This is a genomic window from Amycolatopsis arida (assembly GCF_900115565.1).
Taxonomy (GTDB): Bacteria; Actinomycetota; Actinomycetes; order Mycobacteriales; family Pseudonocardiaceae; genus Yuhushiella; species Yuhushiella arida.
Genome location: NZ_FOWW01000009.1, coordinates 73,347 through 99,157, shown reverse-complemented (window position 1 = coordinate 99,157; position 25,811 = coordinate 73,347). Strand labels below are relative to the sequence as shown.

The 25,811-nt window shown below is 69.4% G+C and carries 20 protein-coding genes, 1 tRNA gene and 2 pseudogenes; 13 read left to right on the top strand and 10 right to left on the bottom strand.

What is annotated here, in order from left to right:
- Nucleotides 1–12: 12 nt before the first annotated feature.
- From BM051_RS22730 to BM051_RS22715, 4 genes are read left to right on the top strand one after another with little or no spacing between them, the layout of a single operon-like run.
- The gene (locus BM051_RS22730) at nt 13–3,249 is read left to right on the top strand and encodes a GH92 family glycosyl hydrolase (protein WP_092534104.1); all 3,237 of its coding nucleotides are present in this window, start codon (nt 13–15) and stop codon (nt 3,247–3,249) included.
- Nucleotides 3,246–3,470 carry a hypothetical protein gene (locus BM051_RS22725; RefSeq protein ID WP_092534101.1) on the top strand — a complete coding sequence of 75 codons (225 nt, stop codon included), beginning with the start codon at nt 3,246–3,248 and terminating at the stop codon, nt 3,468–3,470. The genes BM051_RS22730 and BM051_RS22725 overlap by 4 nt, the downstream gene beginning before the upstream one ends.
- The gene (locus BM051_RS22720; protein ID WP_243859728.1) at nt 3,467–5,794 is read left to right on the top strand and encodes an FUSC family protein; all 2,328 of its coding nucleotides are present in this window, start codon (nt 3,467–3,469) and stop codon (nt 5,792–5,794) included. The genes BM051_RS22725 and BM051_RS22720 overlap by 4 nt, the downstream gene beginning before the upstream one ends.
- A gap of 43 nt (nt 5,795–5,837) precedes the next feature.
- On the top strand, nt 5,838–6,830 hold the full coding sequence (locus tag BM051_RS22715) for a malate dehydrogenase (RefSeq protein WP_092534098.1): 993 nt from the start codon (nt 5,838–5,840) through the stop codon (nt 6,828–6,830).
- A 197-nt stretch (nt 6,831–7,027) separates the two neighbouring features.
- Here BM051_RS22715 and BM051_RS22710 read toward each other — a convergent pair whose 3' ends face one another.
- The gene (locus BM051_RS22710) at nt 7,028–8,014 is read right to left on the bottom strand and encodes a protein NO VEIN domain-containing protein (RefSeq protein ID WP_092534095.1); all 987 of its coding nucleotides are present in this window, start codon (nt 8,012–8,014) and stop codon (nt 7,028–7,030) included.
- Nucleotides 8,015–8,123: 109 nt separating this feature from the next.
- On the opposite strand from BM051_RS22710, the gene BM051_RS22705 reads away from it, so the two are divergent.
- Complete coding sequence (locus BM051_RS22705; protein WP_208326002.1) at nt 8,124–8,420, top strand: hypothetical protein; 297 nt, start codon at nt 8,124–8,126, stop codon at nt 8,418–8,420.
- A gap of 613 nt (nt 8,421–9,033) precedes the next feature.
- On the opposite strand, the gene BM051_RS22700 is transcribed toward BM051_RS22705, so the two are convergent.
- From BM051_RS22700 to BM051_RS22690, 3 genes are read right to left on the bottom strand one after another with little or no spacing between them, the layout of a single operon-like run.
- A complete protein-coding gene (locus BM051_RS22700; RefSeq protein ID WP_092534091.1) occupies nt 9,034–11,091 on the bottom strand; it encodes a M3 family metallopeptidase in 2,058 nt (685 codons plus the stop codon).
- A complete protein-coding gene (locus tag BM051_RS22695; protein WP_092534088.1) occupies nt 11,088–11,798 on the bottom strand; it encodes a histidine phosphatase family protein in 711 nt (236 codons plus the stop codon). Before BM051_RS22695 ends, BM051_RS22700 begins: the two co-directional genes overlap by 4 nt.
- Nucleotides 11,799–11,846: 48 nt before the next feature.
- Nucleotides 11,847–12,683: an undecaprenyl-diphosphate phosphatase gene (locus BM051_RS22690; RefSeq protein WP_092534085.1), complete on the bottom strand. Its 837-nt coding sequence runs from the start codon at nt 12,681–12,683 to the stop codon at nt 11,847–11,849.
- Between the two features lie 171 nt (nt 12,684–12,854).
- Between BM051_RS22690 and BM051_RS22685 the strand changes: the two genes are divergently transcribed.
- The 3 genes from BM051_RS22685 (at nt 12,855) to BM051_RS22675 (ending at nt 15,135) form a co-directional block, all read left to right on the top strand.
- Nucleotides 12,855–13,817, top strand: coding sequence for an aldo/keto reductase (locus BM051_RS22685; RefSeq protein WP_092534082.1), 963 nt, complete (start codon nt 12,855–12,857; stop codon nt 13,815–13,817).
- A gap of 86 nt (nt 13,818–13,903) precedes the next feature.
- Entirely contained in the window at nt 13,904–14,914 is a 1,011-nt protein-coding gene (locus BM051_RS22680; protein WP_092534079.1) for a YncE family protein, read from the top strand.
- The gene (locus BM051_RS22675) at nt 14,911–15,135 is read left to right on the top strand and encodes a DUF5703 family protein (protein ID WP_092534076.1); all 225 of its coding nucleotides are present in this window, start codon (nt 14,911–14,913) and stop codon (nt 15,133–15,135) included. The genes BM051_RS22680 and BM051_RS22675 overlap by 4 nt, the downstream gene beginning before the upstream one ends.
- 36 nt (nt 15,136–15,171) lie before the next feature.
- Here the strand turns inward: BM051_RS22675 and BM051_RS22670 are convergent, their stop codons facing one another.
- Nucleotides 15,172–16,494 (bottom strand): M20/M25/M40 family metallo-hydrolase, encoded by a 1,323-nt coding sequence (locus BM051_RS22670; protein WP_092534494.1) that lies wholly within the window; start codon nt 16,492–16,494, stop codon nt 15,172–15,174.
- A 135-nt stretch (nt 16,495–16,629) separates the two neighbouring features.
- On the opposite strand from BM051_RS22670, the gene BM051_RS22665 reads away from it, so the two are divergent.
- Nucleotides 16,630–16,713: transfer RNA gene (locus tag BM051_RS22665), tRNA-Leu, on the top strand.
- A gap of 320 nt (nt 16,714–17,033) precedes the next feature.
- On the opposite strand, the pseudogene BM051_RS22660 reads toward BM051_RS22665, so the two are convergent.
- The 4 genes and pseudogenes from BM051_RS22660 to BM051_RS22645 form a co-directional block, all read right to left on the bottom strand.
- A pseudogene (locus BM051_RS22660) lies at nt 17,034–18,451 on the bottom strand (cell division protein FtsK); the annotation flags it as partial.
- A gap of 424 nt (nt 18,452–18,875) precedes the next feature.
- On the bottom strand, nt 18,876–19,292 hold the full coding sequence (locus BM051_RS28700) for a hypothetical protein (RefSeq protein WP_134046332.1): 417 nt from the start codon (nt 19,290–19,292) through the stop codon (nt 18,876–18,878).
- Nucleotides 19,293–19,366: 74 nt separating this feature from the next.
- Nucleotides 19,367–19,723, bottom strand: a complete 357-nt coding sequence (locus tag BM051_RS22655) for a hypothetical protein (RefSeq protein WP_092534073.1) — start codon at nt 19,721–19,723, stop codon at nt 19,367–19,369.
- A gap of 730 nt (nt 19,724–20,453) precedes the next feature.
- Entirely contained in the window at nt 20,454–22,193 is a 1,740-nt protein-coding gene (locus BM051_RS22645; RefSeq protein WP_092534068.1) for a DUF6119 family protein, read from the bottom strand.
- Nucleotides 22,194–22,450: 257 nt separating this feature from the next.
- Between BM051_RS22645 and BM051_RS28695 the strand changes: the two genes are divergently transcribed.
- A complete protein-coding gene (locus BM051_RS28695) occupies nt 22,451–23,251 on the top strand; it encodes an SAVMC3_10250 family protein (RefSeq protein WP_134046330.1) in 801 nt (266 codons plus the stop codon).
- A 16-nt stretch (nt 23,252–23,267) separates the two neighbouring features.
- Here the strand turns inward: BM051_RS28695 and BM051_RS28690 are convergent, their stop codons facing one another.
- Nucleotides 23,268–23,849, bottom strand: coding sequence for a hypothetical protein (locus BM051_RS28690; RefSeq protein WP_134046328.1), 582 nt, complete (start codon nt 23,847–23,849; stop codon nt 23,268–23,270).
- Between the two features lie 690 nt (nt 23,850–24,539).
- On the opposite strand from BM051_RS28690, the gene BM051_RS22640 reads away from it, so the two are divergent.
- The 3 genes and pseudogenes from BM051_RS22640 (at nt 24,540) to BM051_RS30055 (ending at nt 25,743) form a co-directional block, all read left to right on the top strand.
- Nucleotides 24,540–24,851: a transposase gene (locus tag BM051_RS22640; RefSeq protein ID WP_166677817.1), complete on the top strand. Its 312-nt coding sequence runs from the start codon at nt 24,540–24,542 to the stop codon at nt 24,849–24,851.
- Nucleotides 24,848–25,132 (top strand): annotated as a pseudogene (locus BM051_RS30715) (IS3 family transposase); the annotation flags it as partial. The gene BM051_RS22640 and the pseudogene BM051_RS30715, both read left to right, overlap by 4 nt.
- Before the next feature lie 230 nt (nt 25,133–25,362).
- Complete coding sequence (locus BM051_RS30055) at nt 25,363–25,743, top strand: IS3 family transposase (RefSeq protein ID WP_243859727.1); 381 nt, start codon at nt 25,363–25,365, stop codon at nt 25,741–25,743.
- Nucleotides 25,744–25,811: the final 68 nt, after the last annotated feature.

Here is a 25,811-nt window from a genome sequence, read left to right as displayed (position 1 = left end):
TACGGTGGGCGCGTGGGCGACTCCGCGAGCGGCTTCTTCTCCTCCTTCGAGGACGGCGACCCGGCACCGGGCACCGGCACCCGGCTGCGGGTGCACGTGGACAGGGGCCCGACGCGGACCCCGGCCGCCAAGCCCGGCGTCGGCTGGACCGGCCGGCGAGCGCTGCACTACCGCACCTCGGCCGCCGGGCAGGCCAGGACCGGGCTGTTCACCGTCGCGCTGCCGGTCACCGAGCACACCGAGCTGTCCTATGTGGTGCTGCCGGAGCTCGACGCCGAGCTGACCTACCGCGCCACCTACGTCGCGCTCGACGTCGAGTTCGACGACGGCACCACCCTCGCCGAGCTGGGCGCCGTCGACCAGTACGGCTTCCCGCTCACCGCGCGCGGTCAGGGCGAGGCCAAGGCGCTCTACGCCGACCAGTGGAACCTCGTCCGCTGCCGGCTCGGCGCCGTCGCCGCCGGCCGCACCGCGAGGGCGATCGTGCTCACCACCGACGCTCCGGCCGGCACCGGCGAGCTCGCCGGCTGGCTGGACGACATCCGAATCGCCGAGCGGCCCGCGCCGCGGCCGCGGGCGGCGGTCGACCATGTGCGCACCACCCGCGGCACGCACTCCAGCCGCCAGTTCTCCCGGGGCAACACCATCCCGGCGACCGCGGTGCCGAACGGGTTCAACTTCTGGACCCCGATCACCGACGCCCGCGCCCTGGACTGGCTGTACTCCTACCATCAGCACAACACCGAGGAGAACCTGCCGGCGCTGCAGGCGATCGCGCTCAGCCACCAGCCCAGCCCCTGGATGGGCGACCGACACACCTTCCAGGTCATGCCCGGTACCGGCCAAGTGGAGCACGATCCGCGGCGGCGGGCGCTGGCCTTCCGGCACGAGGACGAGATCGATCGGCCGTACCACTACGGCGTACGGTTCACCGGCGGGGTCACCGCCGACCTCGCCCCGACCGACCACGGCGCCATTCTGCGGTTCACCTTCCCCGGAGACGGCGGCCACGTGCTGTTCGACAACGTGCGCAACCGCGGCGGGCTGCGCGTCGACCCGGCCACCGGAACGGTCACCGGGCACACGTGGGTCCGCAGCCGGCTGTCCACCGGCGCGCGGCGGATGTTCGTCTACGCCACCGTCGACCGGCCGGCCCGCGCCGGCGGCCGGATGCACCGGCCCTGCTGGCGCACGGTGACCGGCTACCTGGCCTTCGCCGCGCCGGAGGTGACGATGCGCGTCGCGACCTCGCTGATCAGCCTGGCGCAGGCCCGGCGGAACCTGGAGCTGGAGCTGCCGCCGGCGCTGTCGTTCGACCAGGTGCGCGACCAGGCCCGCGCGCGCTGGCAGGACCTGCTGGGCCGGGTCGAGCTGGAGGGCGCCACCGAGGAGCAGCTCACCACGTTCTACTCCGGGCTGTACCGGCTGTTCCTCTACCCCAACTCCGGCCACGAGAACTCCGGCACCGCCGCGGCGCCGGAGCACCGGCACGCCAGCCCTGTGGTTCGCCGGTGGTGGCCGAGCACCCGCACCCGCACCGGCGCCAAGGTGCTGCCCGGGCGGATCTCGGTCAACCACGGGTTCTGGGACACCTACCGCACCGTCTGGCCCGCCTACGCCCTGCTCGCCCCGGACCGCTGCGGCGAGTTGGTCGACGGGTTCGTGCAGCAGTACCGCGAGGGAGGGTGGATCGCCCGGTGGTCCTCCCCCGGCTACGCCGACCTGATGACCGGCACCAGCTCCGACGTCGCCTTCGCCGACGCCTTCGGCAAGGGCGTGCGCGACGTCGACGTCCAGGCCGGCTACGACGCGGCCCTGCGCAACGCCACGGTCACCCCACCGAACCGGCACGTCGGCCGCAAGGGACTCGCCGAGTCGATCTTCCTCGGCCACACCCCCACCACCACGAAGGAGGGCCTGTCGTGGGCGGTGGAGGGCTGCGTCAACGACTTCGGCCTGGCCGAGTGGTCGCGGGCGCTGTTCGAGGCCGCCGAGCCGGACGACCCGCGCCGGGCCGAGTACCGCGACAACGCCGAGTACTTCCGGCACCGGGCCCGGCACTACGTGCACCACTTCGACCGGCGGATCGGCTTCTTCCAGGGCCGGGACGCGCACGGCCGGTGGCGGCACGCGCCGGAGACCTACGACCCGCGGCACTGGGGTCCGGACTACACCGAGACCAACGGATGGAACACCGCGTTCGCCGCCCCGCACGACCCGGCGGGCCTCGCCGCCCTGCATGGCGGGCGGGCGGCGCTGGTGGCCAAGCTCGACGAGTTCTTCCGGGTGCCGGAGCGGGGCGGCCCGCCCGGGGACTACGCCGCGGTGATCCACGAGGTGAGCGAGGCGCGGGACGTGCGGATGGGCCAGTACGGCCACTCGAACCAGCCCTCCCACCACATCCCGTACCTCTATGCGGCGGCCGGGGAACCGGCACGGACCCAGGCCGTGGTGCGGGAGGTGCTGTCCCGCCTGTATCTGGGCGGCGAGATCGGCCAGGGCTACCCGGGCGACGAGGACAACGGGGAGATGTCGGCCTGGTACGTCCTCAGCGCGCTCGGCCTCTACCCGCTACGGGTCGGCAGCCCCGAGTACGTGGTCGGCTCGCCGCTGTTCACCCGGGCCACCGTCCACCTGCCGGGCGAAAACGAGCTGGTAATCAGCGCACCGAACAACGGTCCGCGCAACATCTACGTCCAGGGGCTGAGGGTCAACGGCACGCCGCACACCTCGGTCACGCTCCCCCACTCCGCGATCGCGAGCGGCGGGCTGCTGGAGTTCGACATGGGCCCCGAGCCGTCCGCGTGGGGCACCGGCGACCGGGACGAGCCGGTGGCCGTGCCCGCGCCGCTGGTCGACCTGGTCACCACCGTGCGCTGCTCGGACGGCACCGACCCGGTGCCGCTGGTCGACGACACCACCCGTACCGAGGTGCGGTTCGGCACGGCCACGCCGGTGGTCGAGTTCACCGTCACCGAATCCGGTCCCCCGCTGCGGATGTACACGTTGACCTCGGGCTCCCGTGCCGGCGACCCCAGCTCGTGGGTGCTGGAGGGCTCGGCCGACGGCACCGAGTGGACGGTGCTCGACGAGCGGCTCGACCAGGTGTTCCGCTGGCGGCGGCAGACCCGCGCGTTCGGCGTCCCCGAGCCGGCCGCGTTTCGCCACTACCGGCTGCGGGTCACCGCGTGCACCCGCCCTCGGCCGCGACTGGCGCAGGTGGAGCTGCTGGCCGGAGACGGCCGGTGAGCGAACCGTTCGACACGGCAATGGCGGTGAACACCGGCGACGAGCGCAGCGAGGAGCGGTCCGCGAGCGAGCTTGCGAGCTCGCCATTCGACACGGCAACGGCGGTGAACACCGGCGACGAGCGCAGCGAGGAGCGGTCCGCGAGCGAGCTTGCGAGCTCGCCATTCGACACGGCAACCGCGGTGAACACCGGCGACGAGCGCAGCGAGGAGCGGGTGTGAACCGGGCGTGGGAGCGGGTGGTCGACCGGCTGGCGGCGGCGGACCCCGGGTATCTGCGGCTGCGGGTGGCCACCTCGGCGGTGCTGGGCGTGGTGATCGCGGTGGCGGTGCTCGGCGCGCTCGGTTGGCCGCTGGGGGTGCTGCTCGTCGGCGCGATCAGCGCGATGATGCCAGCCTTCACGGTCAACGACCGCACCCCGGGTCGCCAGGCGGTGACCCTGCTGTGGGCGGTGGTCGTCGGGGCGGTGTCGCTGACCGCGGCGAGCCTCGGCGCGGCCGTCCCGCCGGTGGACAACGTGGTCTTCGTCCTGCTGATCTTCGTCGCGGTGTACGCGCAGCGGTTCGGGCCGCGCGGGGTGGCGCTCGGCTCGATCGCGTTCTTCCTGTTCTTCTTCGCGATGTTCCTGGGGATCCGGGTGGGTCAGGTCCCCTCGCTGCTGCTCGCGCTGGTGGTGGGGTTGACGGCGCACGCCCTGGTGCGGTTCGCGGTGCTGCCCCGCCGGCCGGAACGGGAGCTGCTGCGGGTCCGCCGCGCGTTCCGGGCGCGGCTCGGCGCCGTGGCGCGGGCCGCGGCCGGTTACCTCGCCGCCGGCGGCGGGCGGCGAGCCGGCCGGCAGTTGCGCCGCGCCGACGCCCGGCTGCACGAGTGCGTGCTGCTCATCGAGGACACCGCCGACGCACTCTTCACCGCTGAGGCGGCATCCGGCACCGCCGACGCACTCTTCACCGCCGAGCCGGCATCGGACACCGCCAAGGCGCCCAGCTCCGCCGGCGAGGCCGACGCCGACGAGCGGGCGGCGGGGCTGCTGCGCCGGCGGGCGATCGAGGTCGAGTTGGCCGCACAGTGGCTGTCGATCACCACCCGGCGCACGTGCCGGGAGGAGCTCACCGCCGCGCAGCGCGACGAGCTGGTCACCGCGCTGCGCCGGCTGGACGCGCTGATCGAGCGGGACCCGAAGGAGCTGCCGCTGATCAGCGCCACCGATGAGTTCAGCCGGATGCTGGTGGAGGGCAGCCGGCTTGGTGCGCGGCGGCGGCCCGGCGACGAGCTGCACAGGGCGATCGCCGAGCTGGCGCTCGCCGACGTCAACGCCCAGCGCATCGCGGAACGCGACTACAGCGCGGAAGGCGATGACAGCCCGAACGTCCCCGACGGTCCGGACAGCCCCAACGTATCGGACACCCCGACGCAGCCGGCCAACGCGGTGGCGCGGACGGCGAACACGCCGACGGGGGCGGTGAACACGCCGGGGGTGGTACGGGGCGGGTATCTCCGCAGTGCGGTGCAGGCGGTGGTGGGTGGTGGGTTGGCCATGGTCGGTGGTGAGCTGGTGTCTCCGCAGCGGTGGTACTGGGCGGTGCTCACCGTGTTCGTGGTGTTCCTCGGCTCGTCCACCACCGGCGCCACGTTCGTCAAGGGTGTGCGCCGGCTGGCCGGCACCCTGGCCGGGATCTTCGGCGGGGTGTTCGCCGCGCTCCTGGTCGGCGGAAACACGGCGGCCACGGTGGCGCTGATCCTGGTGTGCGTGTTCGGGATGGTGCACACCGCACGGGTCGCGCAGGGGGTGATGACGTTCTTCATGACCACGATGCTCGGGTTGCTGTACAGCCTGCTGGGCACGTTCAGCTACGGCGTCTTCGGCATCCGGCTGGCGGAGACGGCGGTCGGCGTGGCCGCCGGGGTGCTGGCGGCCGTCGTGATCGTGCCGGTCCGAACCCGGTCGGCGATGCTCGCCGACATCGCCGACGTGCTCGCCGACCTGCGCACCTTCCTCGACGAGGGTGCCGACCTGCTGGCCGGCACCCGGAACCTGAGTCTGATCGAGCTGTCCCGCACGCTCGACCGCGGCGTGGAGCGGGTGCGCGGCACGGTGGAGCCGCTCACCCATCCGATCAACGTGCGCGGCGCGCGCCGGGACCTCGGCTGGTACGTGCTCACCACGCTGGAGGCGATCGCGTTCCGGGCCCGGCACGTCGCCGCCCGCGCGGAGCCCGGCCTGCTGGCCGGCGACGACCGGCTGCCCGAGCGGGTCGAGCGGATCCGGCGCAACCTGGACAGGCTGCTGGAGGTGGTCCGCGCGCCGGGGTCGGCCGGCCGGGCGGAGCTGGTGCCCGCCGGTGACGCGCCGCCGGCGGACGAGACCGACGACCCGCGGCGGCGGGCCGTGCTGTCCAGCCTCGGCCAGTTGGACGCCGCGGTGGTCACGCTCGGGCGGGCGTTCGACGTGCCGGTCGCCGAGTCGAGTGACGGCGCACACGCAAGTGGAATCGATACAGCCGAACGTGAGGTGACGCACCCGCGGGAGCGTGGCGACGGCGGATAGCATCGCCGGCACAGGTAAGGACACCGTCAGCAGGAGAACGCCAATGACCCAAGCCCCCCCTGTCAACGTCACCGTCACCGGCGCCGCCGGGCAGATCGGCTACGCGCTGCTGTTCCGCATCGCGTCCGGCCAGCTGCTGGGCCAGGACAAGCCGGTGCGGCTGCGGTTGCTGGAGATCCCGCAGGCGGTCAAGGCGGCGGAGGGTGTCGCGCTCGAGCTGGAGGACTGCGCGTTCCCGCTGCTGGCCGGCACCGACATCTTCGACGACCCGAAGAAGGCGTTCGAGGGCACCAACATCGCGCTGCTGGTGGGGGCGCGGCCGCGGACGAAGGGCATGGAGCGGGGTGACCTGCTCGAGGCCAACGGCGGCATCTTCAAGCCGCAGGGTGAGGCGATCAACGCCGGTGCGGCCGACGACGTCAAGGTGCTGGTGGTCGGCAACCCCGCCAACACCAACGCGCTGATCGCGCAGGCGAACGCGCCGGACGTGCCGGCGGAGCGGTTCACCGCGATGACGCGGCTCGACCACAACCGCGCGCTCGCGCAGTTGGCGACGAAGCTGGCCGTGCCGGTGTCGGACATCAAGAAGATGACCATCTGGGGCAACCACTCGGCGACCCAGTACCCGGACATCTTCCACGCCGAGGTCAAGGGCGAGAACGCGGCCGCCGCGGTGAACGACCAGACCTGGCTGGCCGAGGAGTTCATCCCGCGGGTGGCCAAGCGCGGCGCGGAGATCATCGAGGTGCGGGGCGCGTCGTCCGCGGCGTCGGCGGCCTCCGCCGCGATCGACCACGTCCATGACTGGGTCAACGGCACGCCCGAGGGCGACTGGGTGTCCATGGCCGTGCCGTCGGACGGCTCCTACGGCGTGCCCGCGGGGCTGATCTCGTCGTTCCCGGTCACCACCACGGGTGGGCGGTACGAGATCGTGCAGGGCCTCGACCTCGACGACTTCTCCCGGGACCGGATCGACGCGTCGGTCAAGGAACTCGCCGACGAGCGCGACGCGGTGCGCAAGCTCGGCCTGATCTGACCGGTCAGCAACACCATGGAAGCCCACCTGATTGGGGCCGTGGGCATCAGGTGGGCCTCCATGGCAGGCGGGTTCGGGACCGTACCTCCCCATCGAGGCTGCGAGGATCATCACTGCTGAACCAACCCGAACGAGAGAACGAAGGGTTGTCGCGGCACCGCCGCGAATGTCCCACCGCGGAAATGGACTTGCGCGGCTCAGGCGCGGGTTGCCTGTTCGAGCGGCGGCAGTCGGTACCTGAACTTGGTGGGCTGCAGGGCGTCGTCAGCCGGTGTCCAGTTCTCGTAGAGGTGCGTCGTGCCACCGCTGGCGGCGCGGTCGCCGTCTAGGACGATCTCGCTGACGACGAACAGGTCAGTGAGATTGTCGCGGGCGTGCTCGACTTCATTCACCGTGAGCTCGACCGCCGCGGCGGCTCCCGTGGTGCCCTTGACCTCGACGTGGAGCTCCTCGGTACCCCGGCGGCACTGGAGATCGTAGGGCTTGCCCACCACGGTGACCCGCCAACCACGGCTCTCGTAGTGCGCTACGGCCTGCGTGACGGCGTGGTCCTCGACAACCTTGCGCTTCCTCGGGTCCTGCTGCCAGCCCGAGCCCTTCCCTCCTCCGGTCGCGGCGCCGTGGCGTCGCCGAATCCCTGGAGCGCGGGACAGCGTCACCGTCGGACTCGCTCGCGGGTCTTCCGGGAGGGCGACCGCGGTGTCGAGGCCGGCCCGGGCGAACAACTCGGTGGGGTCAAAGCGCGCGAGCTTGCCGAACCCTCGGTGCGTCCCGGAGATCTTCAGCTGGCGGCTGGCCTCGGTGGGTAGCGGGCCGCCGACACCGAGCGGGACCTCCTCGGCCGTGCCGAGGGGCAGGATGCCGAAGTGCACGGGATAGATCAACTCGTCCCTGACGAGCTCGTCCGGCCAGTGCTTGGCCCGCGTCTCGTAGAAGCCGGAGGCCGCCTGACAAAGGTGCAGCGTGGCGGACTGGCCGAACCACTCCTGGTCCGGCACGCGGGGTGATGCGCCCTCCCCGAACACGACGAAGTCGAACTCGGCGCCGGCGAGGTCGCCCGGTAGCTCGCGGAAGCCCCAGGTGCCGGTCTCGAGCCCGTGCTGGAGGTTCTCCAGGCTGCCCTGCCCGACGTGCACCATGAGGAAGGAACGAGTGGTCGCGGCCGTCACGTCGCTGCGCGTCATAGCCGGACTCTAGCTCTCGGTGCCGACACTTCCGGCTCTACCGACACCGCGGTGCGCGGCTGGTCGCGACCGGTGCGTCGAGGCCGAGGGCACAGACGCCAGGGACAAAGTGCGACTGCTGGGCACCCTCGTCCCCACCACCACCCTGATGCCCGTCGACCTCGCGGTCCGCGACTGGGCCCGGCGCGATCCGGCGGTCGCCGAGCGCCTGCGTCGCGTCGACAACCGGCGCATGGACTACCTGCGCACTCTGTTCAGCGCCTTCTGCCCCGACCCCGACGACGTCGAGGCCCGCAGCCTGCTCGCCTTCTCCCTCGCCGTCGCCAACCAGTCCCTCGCCGCCGACCACGGCACGCGCAGCCGCGCGGACGTGCTCAACCTGGCCACCGGCACCTGCTGTGCCTAGCACCCTCGGGCACGCGGGGCAACACCCATCCCCCCTGCCCGACCTGACCACCTGAGCCGGTCGGAGCGCAGCCGCTCGCGTACCGCCGCGTAGGCGGCCGCGCGGCGGTGGTCCTTCTCCCGAGGCCGGTCCGGCAGCCGGCGCAGTACCTCCTCGGGATCGCATGTCCACACCCGCACACCCGCGAGCTCCACTTCACGTGCTCCCGGCCGCAACCGGGCGTACGACCCGGTCAACTCCATCGGCACGTCGAGCAGGCCCCACCGCGTGACGAACAGGTGGTCCAACGGGCTCGCGTGGGCGGCTCGGGACGCCAGGCGAGGCACTGTTGCAGGCTCAGGCCGCGCTCCCAGCTCGGAAAATACGCTGGAACCGCCTCCAGTTCGGCCAATAGCGCCGCGAGTCGTCGCAGGTTGCCCGGCGCCGGGGCCGGCACCACGTCGAGGTCGTTCGGCTCGAGCTGGGCTCCGTACAGGGTGCGGACCACGGATCCACTCACCACGAAGTCGACCTGGTGCGCGCGCAACGCCTCCAGCAACGCCCGGACTCGCGGGCGAGGCCGGGCGCGAGGATCGGGCATCCCGTCACGCTACCGGCGCCCGTTGTGGCCTGCTCAGCCCTCGCCGGTGAGGTTGCGGCGGCGCAGCAGTGGCTCGATCTCCGGGTCACGGCCGCGGAACTCGCGGAACGCGGCCATCGGGTCGGTGCTGCCGCCCCTGGCGAGCAGCGTGCGGCGGAAGTGGTCACCGTTGGCCCTGGTGAGCCCGCCGTTCTCGCGGAACCACTCCACGGTGTCGGCGTCGAGCACCTCGCTCCAGATGTAGGAGTAGTAGCCGGCGCTGTAGCCGCCGCGGAAGATGTGCGCGAAGTAGGTGCTGCGGTACCGCGGTGGTACCTCCGGTACGGCCACCCCGGCCTTCTCCAGCGCCTCCGCCTCGAACCGGGGCACGTCCACCGGTTCGATCCGCACGTCGCCGCCCACGCTGTGCCACGCCTGGTCCAGCAACGCCGCCGCGAGGTACTCGGTGGTGGCGTAGCCCTGCCCGAACCGCTGCGCCGCGCGCAGCCGCTCGGCGGTCTCCTCCGGCAGTGGCTCCCCGGTGCGGTGGTGCCGCGCGTAGTGGGCCAGCACCTCCGGCCACAGCGCCCACATCTCGTTGACCTGCGACGGGAACTCCACGAAGTCGCGCGGCACGTTCGCCCCGGAGAACTTCGGGTACCGCACGTCCGACAGCAACCCGTGCAGCGCGTGCCCGAACTCGTGGAAGAGGGTGATCACCTCGTCGAAGGTGAGCAGCGTCGGCTCCCCCGCCGGCGGCCGCCCGATGTTGAGGTTGTTCACCACCACCGGCCGTTCCCCGAGCAGGTGCGACTGGTCGACCAGGTTGTCCATCCACGCGCCACCGCGCTTGGTGTCCCGCGTGTAGAAGTCGCCGAGGAACAGGCCGAGTCCGCTGCCGTCGGAGTCGAGCACCTCGAACACCCGCACCCCGTCGGCGTAGCCGGGCAGGTCCGGCCGCTCGGTGAAGGTCAGCCCGTACAGCCGGCCGGCCGCGAAGAACACCCCGTCCCGCAGCACCCGCTCCAACTCGAAGTACGGCCGCAGCGCCGCCTCGTCGACGTCGAACCGCTCCTCGCGCACCCGCTCGGCGTAGTAGGCCCAGTCCCACGCCCGCAGTGCGAAGCCGCCGCCGTCGGTGTCGACCCTGCGCCGCAGCTCGGCACGCTCGGCGTCCGCGTTGGCCACGGCCACCGGCGCCAACCGGCGCAGCAGGCCCTGCGCCGCCTCGGCCGTGCCGGCCGTCTCGTCGGCGATCACGTACGCCGCGTGGTGCGGGTAGCCGAGCAACTCGGCGCGCTCGGCCCGCAGCCGCACGGCGCGGGCGAGCACCTCCTTGTTGTCGTGCTCGTTGTCCCGGTTGCCCCGGGACACCGACGCGGTGAACAGCCGCTCCCGCAGCGCCCTGTTCTCCAACGCGGCCAGCTCCGGCTGCGCGGTCGGTAGCCGGAGCTTCAGCAGGTACTTCCCGGAAAGGCCACGCGCGGCGGCCGCCTCCGCCGCGGCGGCGACCCCATCGGCGGGCAGCCCGGCGAGCTCGGCGGCGTCGTCGACCACCACGGCGAGGTCGTTGGTGTCGGCCAGCAGGTTGTTCTCGAACCGGGTGGCCAGCGCCGACAGCTCCGCGTTCAGCTCCCGCAGCCGCGCCTGCCGGTCCGCGGGCAAGCCGGCGCCGGCGCGCTGGAACTCCAGGTGGGTGCGCTCGAGCAGCCACGCCGTCTCCGCGTCCAGCTCCAGCTCCGCGCGGCGGGCGTACAGCGCGTCGATCCGGCCGAACAGCCCCGGGTTCAGGTGGATCTCGTCCCAGTGCGCGGCCAGCTTCGGCGCCGTCTCCGCCTGGACGCGGCGGATCTCGTCGCCTGCGTCGCACGCGGCCTGGTTGCGGAACACCGCGTCGACCCGGCGCAGCAGCGCGCCCGCCCGTTCCAGCGCCACCACGGTGTTGTCGACCGTGGGCGGCGCCGGGTCATCGGCGATCCGCGCGACCTCCGCGGCGTGCTCGGCCATCGCCCGCGCGTACGCCGGCGGGAAGTGCTCGGCGCGGATCTCGTCGAACGGTGGCAGCCCGTACGGCAACTCGCTCGGGACGAGCAACGGATTGCCAGTATTCATGTCTCGCCCTTTCGTCCCGTCGAGCCCCCGACCTCGGCGTCGGAGGCCGCCACCTGGCCGTCCCGCTCCGGCTCGGGCGGCACGATGCCGGTCAGGTCGGTGGAGTGGTCGTTCATCCTGAGCACGAACGGCCGCAGCTCGGTGTAGCGGACCACGGACATCGAACCGGGGTCGACGACGATGCGCTGGAACGAGTCCAGGTGCTGGCCGAGCGCGTCGGCGAGGACGGCCTTGATCACGTCGCCGTGGCTGCACAACAGCCACACCGCCCGCTCACCGTGCTCGGCGGTGATCCGCGCGTCGTGTTCCCGCACCGCCGCCACCGCCCTGGCCTGCACGTCGGCGAGGCCCTCCCCGCCGGGGAAGACGGCCGCCGAAGGGTGCGCCTGCACCACCCGCCACAGCGCCTCCTTGGTCAGCTCCGCCAGTGCCCGCCCGGTCCAGTCGCCGTAGTCGACCTCGGCCAGGCGGTCGTCGACGATCGGCGCCAGCGCGCGGTCCCCGGCCAGCGGCGCCAGGGTCTGCTCGCAGCGCAGCAGCGGCGACGCGACCAACCCGGCCAGCGGCACCCCCGCCAGCCGTTCGGTCAACGCCGCCGCCTGCGCCCGGCCGGTGTCGTCGAGGCCGACCTCCGGCGTGCGGCCGGCCAGCACGCCGGACCCGTTCGCGGTCGATCGGCCGTGTCGCAACAGGATCACGGTGCCCACGCCGCCACCCTACGGGCTCCCCCGACCAGATCGCGCCGGCACGGGCCGTCACAGGGCCGGCCCGGCCTCCGGGTGCAGCACGCCGGCGAACACCAGCACGTACAGCAGCGCGCCGAGGGCCAGCCGGTAGACCACGAACGGCACGAACGACCGCCGCTTGATGAACGCCATCAGCCAGGCGATCACGACGTACCCGACCCCGAACGCGATCACCGTGGCCAGGATCGTCGGCCCCCAGCCGGGACCGGAACCGTCGCCGACGTCGGCGAGCTTGTAGAAACCGGACCCCAGCACCGCGGGCACCGCCAACAGGAACGAGTACTCGGCGGCGTCGGGCCGCCTGTACCCCAGCAGCAGGCCACCGGTGATGGTGCCGCCGGACCGGGACACCCCCGGGATCAGCGCGAAGGCCTGCGCGATCCCGAAGCCGAGACCGTGCGGCACGGTCAGGTGGTCCAGGTCCCGCTCCTTGCGCCCAATCCGGTCGGCGACCAGCAGCAGCAGGCCGAACACGATCAGCGTGGTCGCGGTGAGCCGCAGGTCGCGGAACGCGTGCTCGATGGCGTCCTGGAACAGCAGCCCGAGCACCACGATCGGCAGCGAGCCGACGATGATCAGCCAGCCCATCCTGGCGTCCGGATCGTGCCGGTACTCGCGCTGGTACAGCGAGCGGAACCAGGCCACCAGGACGGCGCGGATCTTCGTCCAGAAGTAGAGCAGCACCGCCAGCTCGGTGCCGATCTGGGTCACCGCGGTGAACGCCGCGCCCGGGTCGTCCCAGCCGGCGAACGCCGCGGTGATCCGCAGGTGGGCGCTGGAGGAGATGGGCAGGAACTCGGTGAGGCCCTGCACCAGGCCCAGCACGATCGCCTCGAACCAGCCCATCACACACCCCCACTGATGGACGCCGCTTGTCCGTTTCCCGCAGGGATGCCGGCCCTTCGCCGGCTGAGGATCAGTCCGCTTCGCACGGGCGCCGACACTATCGGGCGGCGATTTCGGTGATCACTCGCCTTCGCCCAGCGCCCGACCTGCCGGTCGTTAAGGTGGTGCCTCATGGAAACGCGGCAGCTCGGCGCCTCCGGTCTGCGGGTGTCCCGGGTGGCGCTGGGCACGATGACGTGGGGCACCGCCACCGACGCCGAGGAGGCCGCCAGCCAGCTGGTGGCCTTCGTCGACGCGGGCGGAACGCTGGTGGACACCGCCGACGTCTACGGCGAGGGCGAGAGCGAGCGGGTGCTCGGCTCACTGCTGGGTGACCTCGTGCCCCGCGAGGACGTGGTGTTGGCCACCAAGGCGGTGGCCCGGCGGGCCGAAGGGCCGTTCGGCGGCGGCGCCTCTCGTGGGGCGCTGCTGACCGCGCTGACCGGCTCGCTGCGCCGGCTCGGGGTGGACCACATCGACCTCTGGCAGCTGCACGCGTGGGACCCCGCGGTGCCCGTCGACGAGACCCTCGGCGCCCTCGACTTCGCCGTCACCAGTGGGAAGGTGCGCTACGTCGGGGTGTCGAACTACACCGGCTGGCAGCTGGCCACCGCGGCGGCCCGCGTGCGGGTGCCGATCGTGTCCGCGCAGATGGAGTACTCGCTGCTGGAGCGCGGGATCGAGCGCGAGGTGGTGCCGGCGGCCGCGCACCACGGCGTGGGGATCCTGCCGTGGGCGCCGCTGGGCCGGGGCGTGCTGACCGGCAAGTACCGCTCGGGCACCCCGGCCGACTCCCGCGGCGCGTCGGCGACCTATGCGGGGTACGTCGAGCAGCACCGGACCGAGCGGGCCGCCAGGATCGTCGAGGCGGTGGTCACCGCCGCCGACGGGCTGGGCACGTCGCCGCTGGCGGTGGCGCTGGCGTGGGTGCGCGACCGGCCGGGTGTGGTAGCCCCGGTGGTCGGGGCGCGCGACACCGGCCAGCTGACCGGCTCGCTCGCCGCCGAAGAGCTCAGCCTGCCGCCGGCGATCAAGTCCGCGCTGGACGACGTCAGCGCGATCGACTTCGGCTACCCGGAACGGTGGCCACGGTGAACGAGGGATGACTGGTGCGTGACCTGGCGGGGATCGTGGGGGATGCTGGTAGGAGTCGTCGAGCAGCGACCGCAGGAGGTCGATCGGTGAGCCGAGGCGGCACCAGGCTGGTAGCGATCCCACTGTTGGCCTGCGCGCTGGTGGCCGCGGGCTGCGCCGATGCCGGCCGCGACGAGCTGCAGATCGTGGAGAACCCGGTCGCGGCGACGCCGGCCACCTCCCCCGAGCCGGCCTCGGCGCCGGCCGGCACCGTGCTGCCGGTGACCGGGACGGTCGCCGCGCTGGCGGTCGAGCCGGCCAGCCGGACGCTGGCCGTGGCGGTCACCGAGCCGCCGGCGGTGCTGCTGTTCGCGCTCGGCGACCCGGAGGCCGTGCCCCGTTCGGTCGACCTGCCCGCCCCGGCGGAGCGGCTGTCCGTGGTGGGCGGTCAGGTGGTGGCGAGCGTGCCCGAGGCCGGCGTCGTGGCCCGCGTGTCGGTGCCCGATGGGCAGGTGGAGCGGGTTCCGGTGACCGGCCAGCCGGTCGACGTCGCCGGCCAGGGCGACCACCTGCTCGTCGCGGTGCGCGACCGGAAGGCGATCGAGGTGCTCGACGGTGCCGCGGTCACCCGCACGATCACCGGTCAGTTGGACAGCGTCGACGAGATCATCACCGAGGGCGCGCACCCCGTGGTGCTGGACCGGGTGCGGACCGCGCTCTTCCGGCTCGACGTGGAGCGCGGCGACGTCGGCGAGGGGCTGCGCGCCGGGCAGGGCGCGACCAACGCCGTGCCGGACGGGTTCGGCCGGGTGCTGGTGACCGACACCCGGGCCGGGGCGTTGCTGGCGTTCTCCACCGAGCCGCTGTTGCTGCGCCAGCGCTACCCCGTGCCCGGCGGGGTGTACGGGATCGCCTACGACGACGAGCGACACCTGGCGTGGGTGACGCTCACCGAGCGCAACGAGGTGGTCGGGTTCGACGTTCGCGGCGGCGAGCCCACGGAGAGGTTCCGGTTACCCACCGTCCGCCAGCCGAACTCGGTCGCCGTGGACGACCGGACCGGGCGGGTCGTGGTGGGGTCGGCGACCGGGGAAGGGATTCAGGTGATCACACCATGAGAGCCGAGGAAGCGGTGATCGACGAGAACTGGGAGTACCGCCGGCTGCAGCTGCCGCCCGGCGTGTCCCGGATCTCCGCCGCCGTGCAGCTCTCCATCCAGGCGGAGTTCTCCGGATGGGAGTTGTCGAACGTGCGGCTCTACTCGGACGGGACGAGGCGGGTGTGGCTGCGGCGCCGGCGCAGCCTCGCCACGGCCGGGATGCCCGGCCTGATCACCTAGGCTCGGCGGGTCGCAGGCGCTCGGCCGCCCAGGCGCTCAGGCCGAGCGGAGGAAGCGGTCGAGCACCCGGACGCCGAACCGCAGCGCGTCCACCGGGACGCGCTCGTCGACGCCGTGGAACAGGGCGGAGAAGTCCAGGTCGGCGGGCAGCTTCAGCGGTGCGAAGCCGAAGTTGCGGATGCCGAGGGTCTGGAAGGCCTTCGCGTCGGTGCCGCCGGAGAGCATGTACGGCAGGGTGCGGGCGCCGGGGTCCTCGGCGAGCACCGCCGCGGTCATGGCGTCGACCAGCGCGCCGTCGAAGGTGGTCTCCACCGGGGGCAGCTCCATCCACTCCCGCTCGATGTCCGGGCCGAGGAGCTCGGCGAGCTCGCGGTCGAACGCCTCGAGGCGGCCGGGCAGGATGCGGCAGTCCACCGCGGCCTCGGCGGTGGAGGGGATGACGTTGGACTTGTAGCCGGCGGTGAGCATGGTGGGGTTGGCGGTGTCCCGCAGGGTCGCGCCGATCATCCGGGAGATGTTGCCGAGCTTGGCGACCGCGCCCTCCAGGTCGTCCTCGGGGAAGTCCCAGCCGGTGATCTCACTCACCCCGGCGAGGAACTCGCGGACGGAGTCGGTGAGCACGAGCGGGAAGCGGTGGTTGCCCAGGCGGGCGACGGCCTCGGCGAGCTTGGTGACCGCGTTGTCGCGGTGGATCATCGAGCCGTGGCCGGCGGTGCCGCGCACGCGCAGCTTCATCCAGCGGATGCCCTTCTCCGCCGTCTCGATCAGGTAGGCCCGCACGTCGTCCTTGAGGGTGATGGAGAAGCCGCCGACCTCGCTGACCGCCTCGGTGACGCCCTCGAACAGCTCGGGGCGATGCTTGACCAGCCACTGGGCGCCGTACGCGCCGCCGGCCTCCTCGTCGGCGAGGAAGGCGAAGACGATGTCACGCGGCGGGACGACGTCGTGGCGCCGGTAGTGCCGGGCCAGCGCGAGGGTCATGCCGACCATGTCCTTCATGTCCACCGCGCCGCGGCCCCAGACGTAGTCGTCCTGGACGGCGCCGGAGAACGGGTGCACGGACCACTCGGCGGGGTCGGCGGGCACCACGTCGAGGTGGCCGTGGACCAGCAGCGCGCCGCGGCCCGGGTCGGCGCCGGGGAGGCGGGCGATGACGTTGTGCCGGTTGCGAGCGCCGGACTCCACGTAGGTGATCTCGTAGCCGACGTCGGTGAGCTTCTCGGCGACGTACTCGGCGGCGGCGCGCTCCCCGACCAGCGTGTCGGGGTCGCCGGTGTTGGTGGTGTCGATGCGGATGAGCTCGCTGGTCAGGGTGACCGCCTCGTCGGCGGCGGTCTCGATCTGGCTGGTCTCGCGCACGGTGCCCGCCTCGCTCACTCGTCCCGACTGGTGCTCGCCCTTCCTATCACTTCTCGCGCGGGCACTCAGCGTGCCGGCACCGGCCGCCCCCGGGTTCGAGCCCCCACCGCGGCTCGTATACTGTGTCCCCAGCAAGTCCGAGTGGCGGAATGGCAGACGCGCTAGCTTGAGGTGCTAGTGCCCGTAAAGGGCGTGGGGGTTCAAGTCCCCCCTCGGACACACGCGCTAACCACACGCGGCGTCGCCGAAGCGATCACGGCACGCTCGTCTGGCAGCTAGCGAAGTTCCAGTCCAAGTTCCCGGTAGAGCCGTTCCAGGCTCTCGTGCTTGGCATCGGCCAGCGCCGCACTGACGTCACTCAACGAGTCAATCATGGCACGGACTTCCGCTTCGGTCACCATGTCCGGTGCAGGCGCGCCATCCAATTCGGCTCGCGCGGCGGCCCGCTGCTCCTGTGCCTGGTTGATCGCCTCGACCATGGCCGCCGGTTCCACTCCCGCCTCGATCGCGTCCCGCAACCGGCGCAACCGCGTCTCAGCATCCGCTCCGGCATCGGTCTCGCCGTCCGGCCGCAGGATGCCGACTCCCTTGTGGCTCGGCAGCAGGGTCGACGCGTCGAACCCGCGGGTGTTCATCTGCTCGCCGAGCACGATGTTGGAGTCCCGCCAGTCCATCGCCCGCAGCGCGAACCGCGAGCCCAGCACGGCCCGCAGCCGCGACGGGATCGTGTTCGAGTCCGGCCGCTGGGTGGCCAGGATGACCACGATCCCGGCCGCCGGTCCCTTCCGGACCAGGTAAGCCAGCAGATCGGCGATGTACGCACCGAGCGTGCTCTTCTTCCCGCCTACCTGCTCGCGCGTCGGGTTCTCCAGGAGGACCTGGACCTCATCGATGATCACCGCCGTGATCGGCATCGCCAGCTCGACGTCCCGCGAGATAGCCGGAGTGATCTTCGATTCCGGGCACACCTCATCGTCCAGCGTGGCCATCCGCGCGTACCGCGCCTGCACCTCGCGACCCGCTCGACCAGGTAGTCCCGGACCCGCTCGACATGCTCGTTCTCGTCGCCACAGACGAACCGGTGCGACACCTGCTCGGCTGCGTGCCAGTCCTTGCCGCCCTTGCCGTCGAACACGTACAGCCGGGTATGCGGGTCCAGGATCAGCCCCGCGGCGGACAGCCGCGTCGCGAATGTCTTGCCCTGCCGAGGGATCGCCCCGACGAGCAGCGACGTCCACACCAGCGGTAGGTCGATCCGGCGATTCCGCGCGTCCCGGCCGAACGGCACCGGCCGCCAGGCGTCCCACCGTTCGACGTCCAGCAGCGGCGTCCGCTGGGGCGGACCGGCGTACGGGTCCTCGTCGGCCACCCACAGGAAGACCCGACCGGCGTGCCCTCCCCTGCCACGCACCCGTTCCACAATCAGCTGAACCTCATCGACAGCGAGCGCCGAGGCGAGCGCGTCCCGATGCTTGATCACGTCCGCCGCCTTGCGCGTCGCCGGAAGGTCAACGGTGATCGCCCAGCCCTCGCCAACACGGGCGGCACGCTCGACCAGCCGCAACGTCTCGTCCTTGCCGACCAGCTTCGCGTCCCGGAATGCGTCCACCAGCACCTGCGGGGCCATGGTCCAGGTCAGCGCCCGCGGACCGGCCAGCACCGCCTTACGTCCCAGCGAGCCGTCCCTGCGACGCCCGACGATCGCCAGCGTCGCCGACGCCACCCCGCCCGCGATTCACATCGCCACAGGTCCATACACCAGGTAGGCCACGGCAAGCACGACCAACAGCCCCACGAGGACCAGGCCGGTCGCCTTCCACCGGAACAACGTCAGCGCCCGAATCTCGATGAACTTGTCCGCCAGCTTCTCGGACTGCTCGGCCGCCTCGCGATAGTCATGCACGCGAACCCACCGGCGCCACTCCCGCCCGGCGAGCACGGCGCCACGTCCGACCGCGGCCTCGGCGAACTCCTCGTAGGTCTGCCGCCGCTCCCTGATCTTCTGCTCAAGCACTGTGCTTTAGACGCGCATCCGTGCCACCCATCTGCTACCGATATCGGCTCACCTCATCGACGCGCTGTCCAGCTTAGTAGGACAGTTGACTCGCCAATGGGAGCTGATTTCAGTGTGACACGAGCCACCTACGGACGGTTAACACCCCGCCGCAGATGGTGGTCAACGAGACGAACCAACGCCTCTCGACGCGTCTTCCATGGTCCTCCCGCAACACGGAGCAGGTTTGGGTCCGTCGCCTGCCACCGGCTGCTGCGACTACCGTGCCTGGTGAAGGCGTGAGACAGGTAGCCGATCGATACAGGCTGTCCGACGGTCCCGCCAGGACGAACCAGCCCGTGCCGTCCGGATCGGTTGGGCGTGCCAGTCACACCGAATCAAGATCGAACGGCTCGTTGTCCCGCCTCGATCCGCCGCTCTTCCGCGAGTTGCTCGCGCCGGTGCTCGTGACAGATTTCGTAACATCTCCGGCTGATGGCGAGGCGTCATGTGACTCATCGGGGACCTCCGGCGCCGCGGATACGGTCACCACAGCGTTAGTCGTGGCGCGCAGTTTGCCCACGAGATCGGCTGGGTCGGCGCCCGCCAGCAGCGCGGCGCGTAGCGCGCTCGCCGTCGCCTCGACCTCGGCCACGGCCGCGAGCAGGCCGCCGTACTGGCTCGCGATTCGCGCCCGCCGCGCACGTTGCCGACACACAGCGCCGTGATAGCGCGGGCGTCGCCCACGGCTGCCAACGTCCCGATCGTTCAGCGGCTCACCACAACCCGAGCACAGCGCCGACATTCGCCACCACCCTTCCGTGACGTATTTCGTGACAGATGGCACTGTGTCACGAAACACGTCACGGAAGCAAGGGTTTACCAACCGAGGAGTGCCGCTACGACCCTGCTCAGCTGGTCGACTTTAGCCGCGATCAGGTTCAGTTGCTCTTCGATCCGACTCAGGCGCGCCTCGATATCACCTGTCGGCCCAGCAGCAACGAGCCTGCTCTGCTCGCGTACCCGGCGCGCTGCGGACGCAATGCAGGACTCACACGGTGCACCTGACACAGCCGTGAGCGGTTCCAGGTCCTGTGCGGCGAACTCAGCACCGCAGAGCGGCGTAACCTGCTCCGGATCCTCGTCGCCGGACGGTGCGGGGAAGGCGTGAGTGATCCGCCTGGTCTCGCCCACCACGCCAGGCAACGGTCGCGCGTACAGCATCCGAACGGTCATCGCCGATCACCCCGGCCACGAGGACCGGCCGTCCCGCTCGGGGATGCCGCCGAGGGGCGCGGCAGCGGGATGGCCGGAGCACTGCTGGGCCCGAACAGGCGCCGCAACCTGCTCGGCTTTCGGTGGCTGCCCGGCGATGCCGGTACCCCTATCCGGCGTCCACCACGAAGCACCTTCAAGCTGCGATAGCACTGTGGACAGACAGCGCCGGGCGGTCGCAATGTCACGTCGATCAGCACCACGTATCCGCACACGGCCCGGTACCGGCCCCTCTTGTCGTGCACGCCGCGCGCGAACTCCTCATCCGTCACGGCATCGTCGAGGGCATCGACAGAACAGCGGTACCAAGCCACATAGACGCCGCTCACGGAACCGCCCGGCCGCGTGCCTTCCACGATCACCACTCCACGACCACACTCGTCCTGCTCAGCTCTTACGAACTGTCAGCCTGCGAGTCGGCGTGTGTGGAGTGACAGGACACTGACCGGACTTACCGAGGACATACGTCAACGGTGGGACTCCGGCCGTCCCGTCCCAACATTCAGGGGTCGATCCCACGACCGGGAACTAGCCGCATGGGACAGGCGGGACGCCGATCAGCAACCCGTCCCCGAGGCGCACAAAGACATCATTTCAGCAGGTCAACGCTCTGGATAGCAGTTGTCCCGCTGGCCGTCCCGACCATCCATCATGCGGGACGGGTATGACCACCACCGCAACCATGGTTCCTTTAGTCAATGATCTCGATCCATGCGATGCGTAGTTCGGTGGCGTGGCTCGTGCTCGCAATCTTCCGGAACTGCCCGCCGAGGGTTACGACCTCCATCCGAGCCACGATCGATCCGAACTGGTCCACGGTCGTGCGTTCGACCTTGGTTTTAGCGCCGTAGGCGAGGACGTAGGTTCGGGGTCGTTCGAAGAGAGCGAGGAATTCGGCCAAGGTCAGTGTGGTGCGCCCCCGGCGCATCAATGACTCATAGTGACGCTTTAGGCGACTCGGGTCATCGATTCGTAGATCGTTCTCGATAATGTTTGCTGAGTTAATAATCTGCGACCGGACGTCGCGGACCTTGACGTCGAAGTCGCGTTTCACGTGGATGATGTACGTACGGTCACCGACACAACTGAGGGTGTCGAACAATTCGACGTTGTCCGTCAGGACTGTGTCGCCGTTGATTACCAGGTCTCCGCTCACTGAGTCTTTATTGTAAACACCTTCAGACTTGACTTTCTGCCACTTGTCAAGACCGATACTGAACGCTTGGATATCCAGTTGCTCGATCAGCCCGACAAAATCCTTCGTGACAAGTTCGATGTAACTCGTATCGACCTCGTACCACCGGCCAGCGAGGAGAAAGTAGGTCCGCCCATCGTGCCGGGTCTCGCCGTGGAGGTGCTCAAGCAGCGTACCGTGGGTTCCGATTTCGGGGCCGTATTCCAGGCACTGTGACCGAACGACGATCGACGTCAGAAATGTTTCAGGGTTTTCGGCCCCCGGAACCACGCCGTCGAGGATGTCGGCAAGTTCCGGGCGTTGGTCGCCAACGTAGAGGTCCTGCTTCGCCTTGCTGACGGTGTACGAGGTCGCGTTGGCATAGAGAGAGGCATCGACGTGCGTCACCGCGATGTTCGCGTAATCGTGATACACGGTGAGCTTCTCGGATAAATGGCGATTTAGTCGGGCGATCAAATCCTTGCTCTTACGGGGACTGAGCACCTTAATCGCGTCGAGGATCGCCCACTCGTCATCCTCCGGCACTGGAGCTTCAGCAGTCTTGACTAGCCATCGAACCAGTGCTATAAGCTTTTCTAGGGTGTCGACACGCGGCCCAAACTTGATCGAACCGCTGACCTCCAGACGCATCTTGCTTTTTGGACCGAACACTGCTCGCAGCCCCGAGTCCCCGAGAACCGCGGAACGGACTTGGCCGCTGAGAGCTGTCCAAACATTTTCCAGCGATTCAGTATACGTGATGCGACGTGGGTCCCGGAAGTTGACGTCGCTCGCGAGCGTCGTACCGGAGATCTGGCTAGACCGGGCGCGCTTGACCTCGGGATCAGCGATCCGACGTGCGATATCGATGGGGAAAGATATGTCAATGAACCGCTCGAAGGCGACGAGTGCGTGCCCACCGGTGTGAGCGTAGAGGTCCTCACCCAGGAGCATGAAGCCAACGAAGTGATTACTCTGGGCGGACACTCGCGTGATCGAAATTCCTGACGGTTCGTAAAAGTGCACCCATGGACTGACGATTGCTCGCGTCCTAACGTTCCGGTAAACGATTAGCTGACAGCCGTCGAACGTCGCTTCTCCCTCACGCTCGTAAGTAGAGATACCCTTACTTTCATTGTAGGAGTCAATAATTCTCTGAGGAAGGTCTTCGAGCGCTACTTCTTCGCCAAAGAAGGCCCGAGCAGCATCCGCATCGATCCGGTATATCGGTGGATACAGTCCGTTCTTAGTCGCCATGCGCAAACCTCAGTCCTTTGAGCCCGAGTTGTCGGTCTTCAGCGCCGATGGATTCAGGATCGCGTCGCCTACACACTGCGTTACGGGTGCAGCACTAGCCAGCTCGACGCCATCGGGCCAAGGCTCGGCGTGATCACTCGTTCGGCGTAGTCTCAGTCTGGTTGCGCACGCCTCGCCTGAGCAGTCTCCACGGACGCCGTCAGACAGGTGGAGACGTGTGGTTACGTATCGTCACCGGTCGCCTTACAATATGCGCTATGCGAGAGATCGTATACGTCTCAGAGCGCAAGCTCGAGTGGGAGTTCAGTGATGCGAGCTGGCGCCTTGGGCGCCGACCGGGGGTGGAAGCCTCAGCGGGGCTACCCGGAACGGGCATGAAGGTCTCCATGCCACCCGCCTCCTCAGCCGAGCCACTCACCTCAACGGAGCTTGCATTTAAACTCGAACGTGTTATCCGCTACCTCAAGCGAACACATCGACCGCAGCCATTCACCACACCTAGCTTGCGAGTTAACCAGTGGATCACCTTCGACCTCAACATGAAGTACGGCACTGCGCACGAAGACACTGCCCGGTACGGCACACCCGATGATGTTGCGCTGTTCGGCGGTACCGCGCCGACAGTCCCCGGAAGTGATAATCGTCCGGTTGAGCTACTCTTATGTGGTTCGGTTCATCATCTTCGAAGCCAGATTGCAAGCCATGGACGCATGGGTTCGGACACGACCTGGCTGTACGAACTCACTAAAGAACTCAATCGCCGTGAGCAAACAGGCCTACACGTGATACCCGAGTTCCTCACCGAAATCGTGCCCCGCAATCTCAGTGTCCTAGCACCGGACCACGTCGCTCACGAGGTTTTCGGCGGTCTCATGCGCTCGACCCATCCACGGCCGGATTACGGACGGCTCCGCGGACACGCCCGCGTGCTTATGGACATTGACGCACCTAGCTGGATCACCAGGTTGGTCCTTGCCACGCCACTCTACATCGAGCGGCCGCCGCCGCGGCTGAGCAGCCGATGGCGACGGCGCCACACGCTCGACGGCAAGCCGTAGCACCTGCAACAAGGAGCTACCCACGTCCTTCAAGTCCCAAGTCCAGACGTACCTGATCACGGATTCGGTCGAGCGCAGCACGAAGTTCTAACCGACTGCCCCACACCGCTGAACCGAATTCGTCAGAGCCGTTCCGGTCATCACTGACGTGCTCCTCCGAGATCGCCTGCCGGGCTTTGTTGACAAAACTAACCGACAAACCTTCAAATTGGCGGATCTCCCCTCGCACTGCGCTCGACCAGTAGAATTCGGCCGAGCGCATTTCCACAGGTAACCGAAGTGTTTCCCATGGCCAACTGTCAAGCAAATGCCGAGTGCGCAGCCTGGTGGCATCATCTTTACTGCTACAGCCAAACCACACCTCGTCGATACTTCGCTCAAGGTCATGTAGCCAACCGCCCAGTTGGCCGTAAGCATCCGACAGCCGCTTTCGCAGGTCAGCCTGCCGAGCAGCTTCGAGTTGCATTTCGTGCTGACGTAGGACGAGATTGAAGTGTGTGTCGACCTGGGACTGAACAAGTCGTACATCGCCGCGCGACCGATAATACGCACCGAAGTAGCCAGCGATGATACCAGTGATAAGGATGATCAGAATCATGATGGATGACGGCACTCTTCCCCCTTTAGAATGTCAATTACGCCGCTTAGAACGAACAGCATTGCGTTCGGCTCCTCCACAACTACCTCCCAGACACACAGTCGTCCCAACCGGCCGAGATGTTGCAGGTGCCGACCGGGCTTATAGCAGACACCAGTCCCGTGATCCAGTCTTCCATCAACGTGATCTTCGCATGTACCGGGAGTGCTGAGCCCACCACAACAGGCGATAGGCTCGGGCCTGGGCGGTCTAGCTCTGTACTTGACGGAGTTTGGTAGTCACGCTGGCGCGTGCGATGGGTCCTGGCTGGAAGTTCTCCGGGCAGCTCAAGACGTGTGGGTAGTGTGCAAGTCCCCCTCGGACACGTAGGGGTTCAAGCCCCTAGGAACTTGAACGTAGCTTACTTATAGCAGCAGCGGGCGGCCGCACCTGCCGTCTACAGAGTTCACGAAGGCGTACTCGGTATACCGAGGGTCCTCCACGATCGATCGCACTGTGGTGCCCTGCCAGCCATCAGCGGTGGCAGTACCCTGCCTTGCTCGGGACGCCGGGCGGATGGGCAAGCAATGCCGTCGCGGTTGAGTACGTTGCGCTGGCGATTGTCTGGTCACCCTGCTGAGTGAGGTTCCCCCGCTTTTCCGGAGTCTTCCAAGACTGGTTCGATTTTGTGGACCAGGAAGGAAGGCACTGTTGCCAGCACCGAAGAAGTACTCCGATGAGCTGCGTGAGCGCGCGGTGCGGCTGTATCGGGAGTCTGAGCCCAAGCCGTCGTTTCGGCGGTTGGGCGAGCAGCTGAATGTGCCTCCGGAAGCCCTGCGCAACTGGGTCCGCCAGGACGAGGCCGACCGCGGGGTGCGGGTTGATCGGCCGAGCACGGACATGGTCGAGGAGAACCGGCGGTTGGCGCGGGAGAACGCCGAGCTGCGGCGGGTCAACGAGGTCCTGCGCGCGGCGAGCGCCTATTTCGCTAGCGAGATCGGCCCGACCCGGAGGTGGTCATGAACTTCATCGACGCCCATGACTTCCCGGCCAGTCTCGTACTGCGGGTCCTGGGCATCCCGGCCTCGACCTACTACGACTGGCGCGCCCGCCGCGCAGCGCCGAGCCGGCGCGAGCTCGATCACGCGGCGCTGCTCGAGCAGATCCTCAAGATCCGTGCCGCGCACGAGTTCGCCGCGGCCTACGGCTCGCCGCGGGTGTGGCTGGCGCTGCGCCGCCAGGGGGTGCGCGTCGGGCGTAAGCGTGTGGAACGTCTCATGCGCGAACACGGCCTGCAGGGCGCGCACCTGCGGCGAGGCTGGAAACACGGCTCGACTCGGCAGAACCGGAACCATACCGCCGCGCCGGACCTTGTCGAGCGAGACTTTCGGGCCACCGCACCGAACCGGCTGTGGGTGGCCGACCTGACCCGGCTGGTCACCGGCGACGGCGTGCTGTGGCTGGCCAGCGTGCGCGATGGGTTCGCCAACCGCATCGTCGGCTGGGCACCGATCCGCGCGCTACGACCGCGTTGGTGCTCACCGCGCTCCACCACGCGCTGCGCTCGCGAGACGTGCGGGCCGGCGAGCTGGTCCATCACAGCGATAAGGGTGCCCAGTACACCGCGCTGCGGTTCACGCAGCGCCTCCTCGAAGCGGGGGTGGCGCCCTCGACCGGATCCACCGGTGACAGCTTCGACAACGCCCTGGCGGAGAACCTGTGGTCAATGCTCAAGGTCGAACTCGTGTACTGGCCCGGCGTGACGTTCGCTACCCGGGCCGAAGCCGACGCGGCACTGCTGCGCTACATCGACGGTTGGTACAATCCCCGCCACATCCAGGCCAGCCTCAGTGGGCTGTCTCCGGATGAGTACGAAGACGCCTACCATCGCAGCCAACCCGACCCTCACAGATAACGACGACTCCGGCCACACGGGGGAAGCTCAGAGGGCCACTGCCAGCCGCAGTCCGCCCGTGCCCTCAT

Excerpts from the sequence above, each read along its gene's own strand:
- BM051_RS28690 (WP_134046328.1), bottom strand. The coding sequence starts at position 23,849 with ATGATTCTGATCATCCTTATCACTGGTATCATCGCTGGCTACTTCGGT.
- BM051_RS28700 (WP_134046332.1), bottom strand. The coding sequence starts at position 19,292 with ATGTCGGCGCTGTGCTCGGGTTGTGGTGAGCCGCTGAACGATCGGGAC.
- BM051_RS22655 (WP_092534073.1), bottom strand. The coding sequence starts at position 19,723 with ATGACCGTTCGGATGCTGTACGCGCGACCGTTGCCTGGCGTGGTGGGC.
- BM051_RS22700 (WP_092534091.1), bottom strand. The coding sequence starts at position 11,091 with ATGAATACTGGCAATCCGTTGCTCGTCCCGAGCGAGTTGCCGTACGGG.
- BM051_RS22645 (WP_092534068.1), bottom strand. The coding sequence starts at position 22,193 with ATGGCGACTAAGAACGGACTGTATCCACCGATATACCGGATCGATGCG.
- BM051_RS22690 (WP_092534085.1), bottom strand. The coding sequence starts at position 12,683 with ATGGGCTGGTTCGAGGCGATCGTGCTGGGCCTGGTGCAGGGCCTCACC.
- BM051_RS22685 (WP_092534082.1), top strand. The coding sequence starts at position 12,855 with ATGGAAACGCGGCAGCTCGGCGCCTCCGGTCTGCGGGTGTCCCGGGTG.
- BM051_RS28695 (WP_134046330.1), top strand. The coding sequence starts at position 22,451 with ATGCGAGAGATCGTATACGTCTCAGAGCGCAAGCTCGAGTGGGAGTTC.
- BM051_RS22710 (WP_092534095.1), bottom strand. The coding sequence starts at position 8,014 with ATGACGCGCAGCGACGTGACGGCCGCGACCACTCGTTCCTTCCTCATG.
- BM051_RS22715 (WP_092534098.1), top strand. The coding sequence starts at position 5,838 with ATGACCCAAGCCCCCCCTGTCAACGTCACCGTCACCGGCGCCGCCGGG.
- BM051_RS22675 (WP_092534076.1), top strand. The coding sequence starts at position 14,911 with ATGAGAGCCGAGGAAGCGGTGATCGACGAGAACTGGGAGTACCGCCGG.